We start from the raw sequence: 14,590 nt of genomic DNA, 5'->3' as shown, positions 1-14,590 counted from the left end.
TTGAATGCGAATTCGTCCCTTACTTAAAAAATAACTTGATTGAATTCAGATTGACTATAAACAATGGAACCCTCCATTAGTGGAAAGGTTCCATTTATTTTTATATTTCTTTCTCGATCGCCCTGGTAATATGATATGGACCCATGCCTTTATTTGAAGTAATGACGGTTCTCAATCGCTTTACCGGATATACTGCAGAATTGAAACTTACACCCGGGTCATACCCCATAAGATGGTATTTGAAAATCTCGTCATTTTTTTTACGGATCCATATACCATAGCCATAGTATTCCCCTTCATCTTCTGTAGCAATATGGGTTTCCAATAAGAGATTGGTATATTCTTGATTCAGTAAACGATTGGAAAATAACCCATCCCAAAACCTGAACATATCTGATGTGGTAATATACGCCCCTCCATCCGCACTGCCTTTGATTGGAAGGGAATAAACGTTGGTTCTCCATGCTCCATTTTCTTCGTCTATGTACCCTAATGCAGTATTTTTAGGTAGCTGATCCATGGAAAAATAACCGGAATTTTTCATTTCACAAGGCAGAAAGATGTTCTTGTCGATATATTCGGTAAATTCAAGTCCGGTTAGTTCCTCAACAATCAATCCTAATAAAATATAGCCTGAATTATTGTAATGAAACCTTTCCCCGGGTTGAAACATCATCACCTCATCTTGAAACATTGGCAGGAAATCTTTTAATCCTTTTACATGGTACATCGGGTTATTCTGCCATAGCTCCTCAAAATCATCCATCACTTCTTCATCAAAGTAATCAGGGATGCCCGAAGTGTGTGTTAAGAGGTGATGTATGGTCACATTTTGATTGAAATTAGGAAACACGATCCGAACACAGTCTTTAAGCTTAGAATCGAACCTAAGTTTTCCTTTTAGTATTAACTGGCAAATGGCTATCGCGGTAAACAGTTTACAACCGGAAGCAATACCGAACCTTGTTTCGGTCGTATTCATGATTTCATCCGCTCGATTGGAATAGCCATGTGCTGAACTATGGATCAGATCATCTCCCGCTTTCACACCGATTACACCCGAGAATTCAATTTCCTTGCTCGTTGCTTCAATTTTCCTGGATAAATCCATATGGAGAGTCGACATTTCGTTTTCCCCTTTGCCGGTAAAGTTTTCTTTACTGATGTGTTGGCCAAGGTGCTTGTTAGGTCTTGCAAAAAAACCCGCATCTTATGTGATGCGGGATAACTTATCTTAGATTATTTCCACCAAGTATCATAAACATTAATGGCTTCATTGCGTTTATGTTCGGTTTTAGTGTACCATCCTTCGATGATTTCGGCTGCTTCCGTTCTGATTTCCTTGCCTTCTAGGTAATCATCGATTTCATCATAGCTAACTCCTAAAGCCACTTCATCAGGAAGTAACGGCTTGTCATCTTCTAAATCGGCAGTGGGTATTTTCGTATAAAGGCGCTCAGGAGCACCGACGAATTTCAGGATTTCTTTTCCTTGCCTTTTATTTAAGCGGTATAAAGGAATGATATCCGCTGCACCATCACCATGTTTCGTAAAGAAACCTGTTATGGCTTCAGCTGCATGATCCGTACCAAGCACAACGCCTTTATACAGCCCGGCTAAATCATATTGCACCTTCATTCGCTCTCGTGCTTTGACATTTCCCCTTAAGAAATTCGATAGCTTTTCAGAAACTGCTTCTTCCACAGCTTTGATAGATGCATCCACCGCTTCCTTGATGTTGACTGTAACCGTTTGGCTTGGCTTAATGAATTTTAAAGCCAGCTGCCTGTCTTCTTCATCTGCCTGTACTCCATATGGCAAGCTTACAGCAACAAACTTATAGTCGCTGCCATTCGTTTCTTCATTTAATTCATTGACGGCGGTTTGGGCAATATAGCCAGCCAGTGTTGAATCTTGACCTCCGGAAATTCCAAGTACGAAGCTTTTCAGAAACGTATTTTTCTTCATATACCCTTTTAATAGATCAACACTTTTCCTGAATTCGGCTTCGGGATCGATCGTTGGTTGGACAAGTAATTTTTTTACGATTTCTTTTTGTAATGGACGCATTGGCATTTCCCCGCTTTCTAATAAAATAGATAGGTCATTTCGTTAGCATTCTTTCTACTTTGGCTTTAACTTCATCTATATTCCTCATTTTATTATCCCAACAATCCTGGCTTAGATCTACCGGATATTCTTCAGGATTAAGGGCACGAAGGTACTCCGGCCATAATACTTGGAGATTTTTTTGCGTGAAGGCCTTGATTTCATCTATGGTCGGCAATTCATAAATCAAACTTCCATCCTTGAAAATATCCACATGCAGATCAACCGCATCGAAATCCGTGACGAATTTACTTAGGAATGTATGGACAGGATGAAACATTTTTAATTTTTCCTGTTCCTGCGGCTTCTCATATTCCATCGCCAAATAATCACCTTCAGCATGATGGTTCACTTTATTGATGATTCGATATACTCGTTTTAAGCCAGGTGTCGTAACCTTTTCAGGGTTAGAAGAAATTTTGATGGTATCTCTCATATTCCCATCTTCGCCCTCTATTGAAACCATTTTATAAACAGCACCTAGCGCTGGCTGGTCATAAGCCGTAATCAATTTGGTTCCGATGCCCCAAATGTCAATTCTTGCTCCTTGTTGTTTCAGATTGATGATTGTATATTCATCCAGGTCATTGGAAGCGACAATCTTCGCATCATGGAATCCTGCAGCATCTAGCATACGTCTTGCCTCTTTCGATAAGTAAGCTAAATCACCACTGTCAAGACGGACGCCAATGAAATTGATTTTATCACCCAATTCCTTGGCAACACGGATTGCATTTGGGATGCCGGAACGCAATGTATCATACGTATCAACCAAGAATACACAGTCTTTATGGGAAACAGCATATTTATGAAAAGCCGTATATTCATCTTTATAAGCTTGGATCATGGAATGTGCATGCGTCCCTGAAACCGGAATGCCGAATAGCTTTCCAGCACGTACATTACTAGTGGAATCAAAGCCAGCAATATAGGCCGCTCTCGCTCCCCAAATTGCGGCATCCATTTCTTGCGCCCGCCTTGAACCGAATTCTAGGGCAGATTCTTCACCGATGACCTGCTTGATGCGTGATGCCTTTGTTGCCACGAGTGTGTGATAGTTCACAATGTTAAGCAACGCAGTTTCAATGAGTTGAGCCTCACCAAGCGGTGCTTCCACCCGTAATATCGGTTCATTGCCGAAGACGAGCTCTCCCTCTTTCATACAGCGGATTTCTCCCGTGAAACGAATGTTCTTCAAATATTTCAAAAATTCTTCATCATAGTGGAGATCATTTTTTAAATAGTCGATATCACTTTCCGAGAAGGAAAAGTTTTGAAGGTAATGGACAATTTTTTCAAGTCCCGCAAAGATTGCATATCCGCTATTAAATGGAAGCTTTCTGAAAAATATCTCAAAAACTGCTTTGCGGTTATGTGTTTTGTCCTGCCAATAAGTTTGGGCCATATTAATTTGGTATAGGTCAGTGTGTAATGCGTAACTGTCATCGTTGTATTTTTTTTCCATGGATAGTTCCTCCCAAAAAGAGAAGCATTCGCTTCCCTTCTATTCTGTTGCTTGAATCGATATTATAGAATGGTTGCTCCTAGAGATCCTTTAAAATGTCCAAGCGCCCAATGGTGACCGGCATCATTGAACGAGGCCACTGCATGTTCATATACAAAAATTTTATAGCCTAAATTATAAGCGTCGATTGCCGTATGCAAAATGCAAATATCTGTACAAACTCCGACTAAATATACATCGGTAATGTGACGTTCCCGCAGGCGGATATCAAGGTCCGTTCCTGCAAAGGCCGAATAACGCGTTTTATCTATATAATGAACATTCTTTTGATTTTTATTTGTTTCATATTCCTCTTTTAACGCCCCGTATAGATCTCTACCCATTGTACCGCTAATATTATGCGGTGGAAACAAATTCGATTCGGGATGTAAGCGGTCTCCTTCTTCATGTAAATCAATCGCGAATACCGTATATTCGCCTTGTTTGATAAATTCCTTGGTTATACTGACAAGTTCCTTCTCGATATCCTGACCTGGCTTCCCGCAGGTCAATGAACCCCCGTCTGCCACGAAGTCATACGTATAATCTATATTGATCAATGCCTTTTTTCCCATTTCACCAATTCCCCCTTAATAGTAAATAGAGTCCATGACAACCTCTGCATTAAACCGGTAAAGCTGTGAAGGCCGATAAGAATTACGTTTCGTTTTCTTTTGCATTCCCTTTTCATCCAATACTTTCTCCAAAAACGGAAGTTTCGGGGCTTTTGCATAGAAAAGTGAGTCTGCACTGATTTTTGCATCATCTCTGGCTGTCAGCAAAACCCGTTGCAGTTCAGAAAGTGTAAATTCATCCGGCAGGAATTTTTGGGCTATCGTCGTTTGCACCATTTCTTTTTTCAATACATTCATCGCATCGTTAATAATTGTATAATGATCAAAGGCAAGATCTAATTGTAAGGCTTCCTGAATCGTGAACAATTCAACCTCAGCTGCGTCATCATTCGCTTTTCTTTGATGAAGAAACTCTTCCTGGACAATTGCATAAAAAGCATTGGATATGATCCATCCCCTGGGATCGCGCCCTGGGCGGTCATAAACCCCGAAATGCTTGACATGGAATCCTGCTACGCCCGTTTCTTCTTTCAATTCTCGTTTGGCTGCTTCATAGGCAGTCTCGGAGGCATTGACAAAGCCTCCGGGTAAAGCCCATTTATCTCCTTCAACATTGGGGCTTCCTTCCTTATCTTTTGAGGCACGTTTGATCAATAATAGCTTCAAAAACATTTCAGGAGGTGCTTTGTCTGCCGTTTTCTTTGTAGTAATAGTAAAAATTGCAATATCTGCTGTGTATCCATCTGGAGTAATATATTTCTTTATTTCCTGCTGACCCATGGCAACTCTCACTTTCTTTCACTAAGTATGGAATTAAGTAATTAGTAAATCTTTAATTACTAATTATAGTACTCTTCCTTGTGTGATTTAGCAACTCTAAAACAGAAAAATTTTCTAATTATTTAAATTATCATTCATTTTATTCCATGGAAAAAGCCCGGTCATGATGAACCGGGCTTTTTCCATGGAATACTTTATACGGGATAGACCCCATGCTTACGATCGGTAAATGTCAATTGCTTACTGCTATACGCTTCAAACCGCGCGCTCAATTCATCACGCAGGTCATTCGGCTGGATGATGCCATCGACGATCATTTCAGAGGCTAAGCGGTAAATATCGATATCTTCATTATACTCATTGCGCTTCTGTTCAATGAATTCAGGGCGCTCTTCTGGTTCCATCGCATTGATTTTATTGGCATAGACTGCATTGACCGCAGCTTCAGCTCCCATGACCGCTATCAATGCCGTCGGTAAGGCAAGAACGCAGTCCGGTTCAAAGGCGGGACCGGCCATCGCATATAGTCCGGCACCATAAGCTTTACGGACGATGACGGAAATCTTGGGAACAGTGGCTTCACTCATGGCCGAGATCATTTTCGCACCATGGCGAATGATTCCTGCCCGTTCGACCTTCGTCCCAATCATGAATCCTGGAATATCCACCAGGAATAACAGCGGTATATGGAAAGCATCACATAAGTTGATGAACTTCGCAGCCTTATCAGCTGAATCATGGAACAGGACGCCGCCCTTGACTCGCGGCTGATTGGCTATGATCCCTATCGTTTGTCCATTTAGCCTTGCAAGCCCAGTGATTAATTCAGGAGCAAATAGCTTCTTGATTTCACAAAATGATTGCCTGTCTATAACCCTATCGATCAGGTCGTACATATTGAAGGCTGCATTCTGATTTTTAGGAATCAGTTCTTCCAAAGTTTTTTCGAAATCCGCAGGCAGCTCAGGTTTTACGCTTTTAGGTCTTTCTTGATAATTTCCTGGAAAATAGCTTAAGTACCTGCGCGCAAACGCGATCGATTCTTCTTCTGACTTGACAAGCACATCGCCGCATCCTGAAACGGAACAATGCATTTTCGCCCCGCCCATTTCCTCCTCGCTCACCTTTTCGCCAATGACCATTTCTGCCATTCTCGGTGAACCTAAATACATGGATGCATTGCCATCAACCATTACGACAATATCACAAAAAGCTGGAATATATGCCCCGCCGGCGGCAGACGGACCGAACAATAGACAAATTTGCGGGACTTTTCCTGATAGCTTCACTTGGTTGTAAAAGATGCGGCCCGCTCCGCGGCGGCCCGGAAACATTTCTACTTGATCCGTAATTCGCGCCCCGGCAGAATCGACTAAATAAAGAAGTGGCAGCTGTAACTTTTCGGCTGTTTCCTGAATGCGAATGATTTTCTCGACGGTCCTAGCTCCCCAGGATCCAGCTTTTACAGTCGAATCATTGGCCATGACACAGACCCTTTGACCATTGATTTTTCCGATGCCCGTAACCACACCATCAGCAGGCAGACCAACACTTGCACAATTGGCAAAGAAAGCGTCCTCTATTTCTACCCCTTCATCGAAAAGCAGCTCTAGACGTTCACGTACGAAAAGCTTTCCTTTTTCAGCGTTTTTTTGATGATACTTTTCTAAACCGCCTTTTTTAATCGTTTCAACCGTTTCGGTTAGTTTATCCGTCGTCACCATCCCTGTTCCTCCTTCAATAGAAATCATTGGCCTTTATATACCGGTTTGCGTTTTTCCTTGAATGCTGACAGACCCTCCAGTCGGTCAAGGGTTTTTAAAGTTGTCTGATAGCAGTCATTTTCAATTTGCAATCCTGTTTTCAAGTCGGTCTCAGCCCCTTGATTGATCGCCGCTTTTGCAGCCCTGAGTGCTAATGGGGCATTGACCGCAATCTCCTTAGCCAATTTTTTCGCTTCCTCAATTAAATGTTGTGGTGAATATACATGACTGATGATTTTCAAGACATGTGCCGTTTTTGCATCCAATCTCCTTGCCGTATAAATCAGTTCTTTCGCTGTCGGCATTCCGACTATCCGGGGCAGTCGCTGTGTACCGCCTGCACCAGGGATGATGCCTAATGACGTTTCAGTCAGCCCCACCTTTGCCGTTTCCGATGCGATGCGTATGTCACAAGCGAGTGCCAATTCCAGCCCACCGCCAAAAGCAGAACCGTTGATCGCAGCGATGACCGGTACTGGGAGGTTTTCTACAGCCGTAATCGTGTCTCCGATCAACTTGACTGTCTCCTTGACTTTATCATCATTCATACCCGCTCTTTCCTTAAGATCCGCACCTGCACAAAACGCCTTTTCACCTGCTCCCGTTATAATGACTGTTCGTAGATTGGAATCTCTCTTCAATTCATCCAGCCCTTCGATTAAGCAATGAAGCAATTCTGTGGATAAAGCATTAGCAGCATCCGGCCGATTCAATGTCACGAAGGCAATTCCCTTTTCTTCATACTTTATATCAACTAATGAAGTCATACATTCACCTCGATTTCGCTTATTGTGCGTTATTTACAGCCATCTGATGGCTAGGCAATGGTTTTTCCAAAAAGCTTTGCACCATGGCCGCTGCCTTCAATAGCTTTTCGGGATTGATTCCTGTGTGAATCCCCATTTTATGTAGCATATGAACCAGGTCATCCGTAGCCACATTTCCGCTCGCGCCTGGTGCATACGGGCATCCCCCTAAACCTCCGAGCGAAGAGTCGAAAGTGTCAATACCATAATTCAGTGATTCAAGTATATTTGCGAGTGCCATTCCCCTTGTATCATGAAAATGGAGGGCAATTTGGCTTGTATCATATCTTTTTACAGCCTGTTCAAGGAACAGTGCAACCTGTCTTGGAGACGCGACCCCAATGGTATCACCCAACGAGACTTCATCGATGCCATATTCAAAAAGTTGATCACAAACACGGAAAACCTGATCAGTCGAAACCTCCCCTTCATACGGACAGCCGAAAACGGTTGAAACATAGCCCCTGACCGTTTTACCGCTATTTGCTGCTGTCCTGATGACATCCTTCAATATTGGAAAGGTATCGGAAATCGACTTATTGATATTTTTTAGATTATGCGTTTCACTGGATGACATGAACACGGAAATATCATCGATATTGGCTTCAAGGGCAGACTCCAGTCCCCTTTGATTCGGTACAAGGGCCGCATAAGTGATACCAGGCTTGCGCTTTATTCCCTTAGCCACCAGGACGGCATCACTCAATTGGGGAATCCACTTTGGGTGTACGAAAGAAGTCACTTCTATATAAGATAATCCTGTATCTGAGAGCTGATCGATCCACTCCATTTTGCTTTGTGCAGGTATTATGACCTTTTCATTTTGCAGCCCGTCACGGGGTCCAACTTCCTTAATTGTCACTTTTTCAGGCCAATTCATCATACCCCTCCGTCCCTTTATTCAATGACGGCCAAAACGTCGCCTTCATTTACGAAATCCCCTTCATTCACTTTTAGTTCTTTAATGGTGCCAGCTTCCTCGGCTGCAATGGGGATTTCCATTTTCATCGATTCCAAGATAATGATATCCTGTCCATCGGTTACACTTTGCCCCTCATTTGCTACGATTTTCCAAACACTTCCTGCCATGCTTGCCTTTAATTCTGCCATTTTATTTTCCTCCCGAACATTATGTTTTAAGTTATACTGTCAATTTTTGAATATATTTCGCAATGAAATCCGTAGTCGTATCTCCTTTGGAAAAAGCTTCATGAGAAATTATTTCCATCAGCAGAGGAAGGTTTGTTTTAATTCCTTCTATTTTATAGCTTGCCAGCGCTTCGCTTAATCTTTCAATCGCATTATCCCTCGAGTCGCCGCTCACCACCAATTTGGCGATCATCGGATCATAAAAGTGGGATACGACCGAAGTTCCATGAACCGCCAATTCATGACGGATCCCTTCACCTTCCGGAAGTTCCATGGTGGTGATTCTCCCCGGTGCTGGATAAAAGGTTTTCGGATCTTCAGCATAAATTCGCACTTCAATGGAATGTCCGTCCTGTTTAATCTCACTTTGGGTGAAATCCAATTTGTTGCCCGATGCAATTTTAATTTGCTGTTCGACTAAGTCCAGTCCCGTAATTTCTTCAGTGACAGGATGCTCTACCTGAAGGCGTGTATTCATTTCCAGGAAATAAAAGTTTTTATCTGCATCTACTAAAAATTCGAGTGTGCCCGCATTGCTATAACCGATGGATTTTACCGCTTTCACTGCAGCCATTCCCATCCTGTTTCTTGTTTCTTCGTCAAGGAAAGAAGATGGAGCCTCTTCCACGACCTTCTGGTGGCGCCTTTGAACGGAGCATTCCCTTTCCCATAAGTAAACAGCATTCCCAAAGGAATCCGCCAATACCTGAATTTCGATATGACGAGGCTTCTCAATCAATTTTTCTATGAACATATCTCCATTGCCAAAAAATAATTGGGCACGTTTTTGATTCCCTTCGAAGGCTTTGGTTAGTTCATCTTCATTAGCAACGGCCTGCATGCCGATTCCCCCGCCGCCTGCTGCTGCTTTTAACATGACTGGATAGCCAATCTTTTCGGCAACGGCTGCCGCTTCTGCACTATCAATTAACGGACGTGAAAATCCAGGCACCAATGGAAGTCCTGCTTGCTCCATCTTTTTCCTCGCCTCGACTTTATTGCCCATTTGCTGGATGATCTCTGGTTTGGGACCAATGAATATCAAGCCGGCTTCTTCGCATGAACGTGCGAAGTCTGCATTTTCACTAAGAAAACCATATCCAGGATGAATGGCCTCCACTCCGGTTTCCTTTGCTATTTCCAAAATCTTATTGACGTTTAAATAGCTTTCCTGTACTCTCGGACCACCCAATAAATATGCCTCATCCGCCAATCCCACAAAAGGCGAATCAGAATCTGCTTCAGAATGGACAGCGACAGTAAGTATTCCCAGCTTCTTGCATGTACGAATAATGCGTGATGCTATTTCTCCCCTGTTTGCGATAAGAATTTTTCGAATCATTCGATATCCTCCTTAATTAGTGCGTTCCGTTAGTAGGTCAAGAGTTTGTTGCCGAAGCTTATACTTTTGGATTTTTCCTGATGCAGTCATTGGATAAGCATCGGTAAATTGAATGTAACGCGGAATTTTATGAAAAGATATTTTCCCTTTGCAATACTCTATCAATTCTTTCTCCGTAAGGGTTTCTCCTGCTTTCAAAATGATCCATGCGGCTACCTCTTCCCCATACTTCTGATCTGGAACGCCGAGTATCTGAACATCGACAATTGCAGGATGTTGATAGAGGAATTCTTCAATCTCACGGGGATAAATATTTTCCCCTCCACGAATGATCATATCTTTCAGCCGGCCAGTGATCTTGCAATAACCTCTCTCATCCATCACCGCCAAATCCCCCGTATGAAGCCAGCCTTCCGTGTCAATCGCCTGCTCAGTGGCTTCCGGGTTATTATAATAACCCTTCATTACATGGTACCCCCTCGAACAGAGTTCGCCCTGCATGCCCCGCGGGACTTCCTCCCCTGTAGCCGGATCGACAATTTTCACTTCCACTTTCGGCAAAGCCCTTCCCACTGAAGAAACACGAAGTTCGATCGGATCGTCCGTTCTTGTCATCGTAATTCCAGGAGAAGATTCCGTTTGTCCATAAGTAATCGTGATTTCCGTGATGCCCATTTTATTCACCACGCTTTTCATGACTTCAATCGGACATGTCGAACCTGCCATGATACCAGTCCGTAACGAGCTTAAATCATACTGGTCAAAGTCATCGAGATTAAGTTCAGCAATGAACATCGTCGGTACACCATGAAGCCCCGTACATTTTTCGGCTTCAACTGTCTGAAGGACAACGCGTGGATTAAATTCCACGACCGGCACCATTGTTGCCCCAACTGAAACAGATGCCATCGTACCAAGGGAACAGCCGAAACAATGAAAAAACGGAACCGGGATGCATAGCCTGTCAGCTTCGGTCAGCTTCATGCATTCCGCGACATTCAATCCATTATTGACTAAGTTGGAATGCGTCAGCATCACTCCTTTTGGAAATCCTGTCGTCCCTGATGTATATTGCATATTGATCACATCACTTGGAGTTAATTCCTCCATCCTCATGTCGAGTGATTCCTCCGAAACGGATTCGCTCCCGCTAATGACTTCATCCCACGAAAAAGTTCCGGGATAACGTTTTTCACCTAAAACGATGATATTTTTTAATTTTGGCAGTTTCTCAGATTGTAATTTTCCTGGTTCTGCATTTTTCAGTTCAGGTACGATTTCATACAGCGTATCTATATAAGAATGATCCTTATATTGTTCCATCAGGATGATCGTCGTCGAATCTGATTGCTTTAGCAGGTATTCCAGTTCACTTGTGCGGTAATTTGTATTGACCGTCACCAGCACCCCGCCCATTTTTGCGGTGGAAAATTGGGATATAAGCCATTCCGGTTTATTGGATGCCCATATGGCGATATGTTCCCCTTTTTTAATCCCCAGTGACATGAACCCCCTGGCAGCCCTTCGGCAAATCTTTTCAAATTCGCGATAAGAATGACGCAGGCCTAGTTCATGGTACACAACCGCTTCATTATCACCATATTGTCCAGCTGTCCTTTCAAGCAGTTTCCCGATAGTAATATCTAGCAAATCAGACATCAAACTCCTCCTAATCTAAAAAAAGTAAGAATGAACGCTTTTTGCTGTATAGATAACATCTGCTTTTCACCCAAATGAACCCCAAGCATCAAGTTCATTTTACGTTCCGTAAAGATTAACAGCCTAATTGCCTGGCGATAACGAGTCTTTGAATTTCGGATGTGCCTTCACCAATTTCCAATAACTTAGCATCTCTTAAATAGCGTTCCACTTCATATTCACGCATGTAACCAGAGCCGCCGTGTATTTGAATCGCTTGATTGCTGGCGCGGAACGAGGTCTCACTAGCAAAGAGCTTGGCGTATGCCGCTTCCTTTGCAAAAGGTTTTTTATTGTCTTTTAACCATGCAGCCTTATATACCATATTCCTCGCCAATTCGATCTCCATCGCCATGTCTGCAAGCTTGAATTGAATGGCCTGGAAATTTGATATGGTTTTACCGAATTGGATGCGCTCTTTTGAAAAAGCTAAAGCCCTGTCAAAGGCAGCCTGAGCGATTCCGACGGCCAAAGCTGCAATGGAAATCCGTCCTCCATCAAGCGTGAATAGGAATTGTTTGAACCCTTTGTCCGGATCTCCCAATAAATTTTCCTTTGGCACCCGAACATTATCCAGAATGATTTCACAAGTATTGGAGGCCCTGACTCCCATTTTTTCATAATTGCTATTGATCGTCAGCCCTTGGGTATCGGTTGGCACGATGAATGCCGAGATGATGTTTTTGCCCTTTGAATCTTTTCCCGATACAGCAGTGACGGTAACCGTTCTTGAATAGCTGGCATTTGTTATCCATGTTTTTTCCCCATTAATCACATATTCATCACCATCCAACACGGCAGTCGTTCTCGTACCGCCAGCATCGGAACCCGCATTAGGCTCTGTCAACCCGAAAGCTGCCAGGGTTTCACCGGTCGTGATTGGAACCAGATATTTTTGCTTCTGTTCTTCGGTTCCAAAATAGTAAATCGGACTTGCCCCGAGCGAAACGGCTGCGGCATAACTTAAGCCGGTTCCCCCGCACGCCTTGCCAATCTCTTCAACGGCAATGGCATACGAAATCGTATCCCCGCCCGAACCGCCATATTCTTCAGGAAACGGAATTCCAAGCAACCCGAGTTTTCCCATTTTTTTGAATACATCCTCCGCGAACATGGACTTAGCGTCCAACTCTATCGCAATCGGTTTAATTTCCTTTTCAGAAAATTCCCTTACCATTTCCTTAATCATCTGCTGTTCTTTTGTAAGTGAAAAATCCATATGTTCATTCCCCTTTCTATTGAGACCGACTAGTTGGTCTGTACAAATCAAGTTGATTGTTCAATCCACAACAACTTGGTTCTTCAGTAAAAATGGCTGGGTGATTTCCGCTTCTTTTTGTTTATCTATCAATAGGGCATTCAGAATTAAATCCACGTAAATATCACCGATTTCATCGATCGTTTTTCCGCCGTCCCTTTTGTACCATTTATAGGACCAGTTCACCATGCCTAGAATTGACATTCCGGTAATTTCCACTGGCAATTCGCTTCGGAACACTCCCTTGTCAATACCTTCTTTGATAACGGAAAAAATGATTTCTTTATACGTTTGACGCTTTTTTTTGATTGCTTCAACATAAGGTGGTTTTAAGTAAATGCTTTCTTGATAGAAAACTGAGATGTGTGGTTTATAGAGGTCAAAAACTTTAACAAATGATTGAATGATCTTTTGCATTTTTTCTGTTGGATGGGTACTTTCTGAAATGGCTTCCTGTGCTTTTATTAAAACATATGAAATAAAGTAATCATGGATGACAAATAAGAGTTCATCTTTGGAAGAGAAATGGTGATAAAAACCACCTTTGCTAGTTCCGCATGCCTTAACGATTTCGTTGACGGAGACACCATGAAAACCATGCTGATCGAAGAGCGTCAACGATGTTTCAATTATTTTTTCTTTTAACTCCGTAAGACTGCACCCCCTTTGTATCCGCTTACATTCCATCCAGAATAAAAAGCTTGATTATGTATAAACTGGATTTATTTAGATTTTACCAAATAATTAAAAATTGTCAATTTTTAATTATCAACAAAAAAAACAGCCCTCAAAACCAAGAGCTGTCAATCCAGTTTATTTAAGAAGCAGTCGATACCATGTCATTTACTAGCCTTGACCGGTTTAACTTGGGCTTTTACAAGCTGCCATCCATTATTATATTTCCATACTGATTTGATTTCCATTATCGGATCACGCTCATCGGACCCTTTTACATTTTGTATTCCGATAAGCGCTTTTCCTTTTCCAAAAACGGTCTTGAAATCCAGTGAAGAGTAAGGATCAACCAAAAGCTCTGTCGGTTCATTTAGTTTTCCATTTTGATAAATGCCCAATTTATCATAAGCTTGTTTTCTGGAACTGACATCCATAACCACAGGTTTTTGACCTTCTATAATGATTTCCGCTTTGTATCCGTCAAGAAATTGTGCCATTACAGGAACGGATGGCGGTACTTCCAGCTCCTTCACTTTTCCATCCTTGAATGTATAGGCGTAACTGGATATCAACCGCTCTCTACCTTCCATCAAAACCGTAACCAATACATCCTGGACCCCATCATCATTCAAGTCGGCCACCTTTAGATCTGGATTATACCCAGCATTAAGCGCGACGTCGATTGTACGGCGATTGCTTTCCACACTTAACTCAATTTTCTTCAGAAACTTGCTGCCTTCCTCATAAGGCAGTCCCTGAACCTGGATAATGTCTATTTTCTGGTCACCTGTTACATCTCTTTTTGTTGATATATATGTGCCATCCACCTGAAAATTTTTATCATGCGCTTCAACCGCTTGATAGCTCAAAAATAGTGAGATGACTAAAACCGCATATTTTAGCAGATCTAACTTTTTCATAGTGATAACCT

The 14,590-nt window shown here is 42.4% G+C and carries 14 protein-coding genes; all 14 read right to left on the bottom strand.

Features of this window, described 5'->3' with window-relative positions; genetic code table 11:
* Positions 1-100 precede the first annotated feature (100 nt).
* A complete protein-coding gene (locus tag J7I96_RS11560; RefSeq protein WP_214768105.1) occupies positions 101-1,126 on the bottom strand; it encodes a serine hydrolase domain-containing protein in 1,026 nt (341 codons plus the stop codon).
* 113 nt (positions 1,127-1,239) lie between these two features.
* Positions 1,240-2,070: an ammonia-dependent NAD(+) synthetase gene (gene nadE, locus J7I96_RS11555; RefSeq protein WP_057277742.1), complete on the bottom strand. Its 831-nt coding sequence runs from the start codon at positions 2,068-2,070 to the stop codon at positions 1,240-1,242.
* Between the two features lie 34 nt (positions 2,071-2,104).
* Complete coding sequence (locus J7I96_RS11550) at positions 2,105-3,574, bottom strand: nicotinate phosphoribosyltransferase (protein WP_034312208.1); 1,470 nt, start codon at positions 3,572-3,574, stop codon at positions 2,105-2,107.
* A 62-nt stretch (positions 3,575-3,636) separates the two neighbouring features.
* Positions 3,637-4,188: a cysteine hydrolase family protein gene (locus J7I96_RS11545; RefSeq protein ID WP_034312211.1), complete on the bottom strand. Its 552-nt coding sequence runs from the start codon at positions 4,186-4,188 to the stop codon at positions 3,637-3,639.
* Between the two features lie 15 nt (positions 4,189-4,203).
* On the bottom strand, positions 4,204-4,968 hold the full coding sequence (locus J7I96_RS11540; RefSeq protein ID WP_214768397.1) for an NUDIX domain-containing protein: 765 nt from the start codon (positions 4,966-4,968) through the stop codon (positions 4,204-4,206).
* A 194-nt stretch (positions 4,969-5,162) separates the two neighbouring features.
* Positions 5,163-6,692: an acyl-CoA carboxylase subunit beta gene (locus tag J7I96_RS11535; RefSeq protein WP_096338496.1), complete on the bottom strand. Its 1,530-nt coding sequence runs from the start codon at positions 6,690-6,692 to the stop codon at positions 5,163-5,165.
* A 23-nt stretch (positions 6,693-6,715) separates the two neighbouring features.
* Positions 6,716-7,498, bottom strand: coding sequence for an enoyl-CoA hydratase (locus J7I96_RS11530; RefSeq protein ID WP_214768104.1), 783 nt, complete (start codon positions 7,496-7,498; stop codon positions 6,716-6,718).
* 19 nt (positions 7,499-7,517) lie between these two features.
* On the bottom strand, positions 7,518-8,420 hold the full coding sequence (locus J7I96_RS11525) for a hydroxymethylglutaryl-CoA lyase (RefSeq protein ID WP_285289398.1): 903 nt from the start codon (positions 8,418-8,420) through the stop codon (positions 7,518-7,520).
* Positions 8,421-8,434: 14 nt separating this feature from the next.
* The gene (locus J7I96_RS11520; protein ID WP_034312225.1) at positions 8,435-8,647 is read right to left on the bottom strand and encodes an acetyl-CoA carboxylase biotin carboxyl carrier protein subunit; all 213 of its coding nucleotides are present in this window, start codon (positions 8,645-8,647) and stop codon (positions 8,435-8,437) included.
* 31 nt (positions 8,648-8,678) lie between these two features.
* Positions 8,679-10,028 (bottom strand): acetyl-CoA carboxylase biotin carboxylase subunit, encoded by a 1,350-nt coding sequence (locus J7I96_RS11515; RefSeq protein ID WP_214768102.1) that lies wholly within the window; start codon positions 10,026-10,028, stop codon positions 8,679-8,681.
* A gap of 12 nt (positions 10,029-10,040) precedes the next feature.
* Entirely contained in the window at positions 10,041-11,678 is a 1,638-nt protein-coding gene (locus J7I96_RS11510; RefSeq protein ID WP_214923946.1) for an AMP-binding protein, read from the bottom strand.
* Between the two features lie 124 nt (positions 11,679-11,802).
* Positions 11,803-12,945: an acyl-CoA dehydrogenase gene (locus J7I96_RS11505; protein ID WP_214768101.1), complete on the bottom strand. Its 1,143-nt coding sequence runs from the start codon at positions 12,943-12,945 to the stop codon at positions 11,803-11,805.
* 60 nt (positions 12,946-13,005) lie between these two features.
* Entirely contained in the window at positions 13,006-13,671 is a 666-nt protein-coding gene (locus J7I96_RS11500; RefSeq protein WP_057277749.1) for a TetR/AcrR family transcriptional regulator, read from the bottom strand.
* Positions 13,672-13,823: 152 nt separating this feature from the next.
* Positions 13,824-14,579, bottom strand: a complete 756-nt coding sequence (locus J7I96_RS11495) for a hypothetical protein (RefSeq protein WP_214768100.1) — start codon at positions 14,577-14,579, stop codon at positions 13,824-13,826.
* Positions 14,580-14,590 lie beyond the last annotated feature (11 nt).

The organism is Bacillus sp. ISL-78, from assembly GCF_018613455.1.
Taxonomy (GTDB): domain Bacteria; phylum Bacillota; class Bacilli; order Bacillales; family DSM-1321; genus Peribacillus; species Peribacillus frigoritolerans.
Note: the sequence above shows the minus strand (reverse complement) of the source record. Positions and strands in the feature narration are given on the sequence as shown.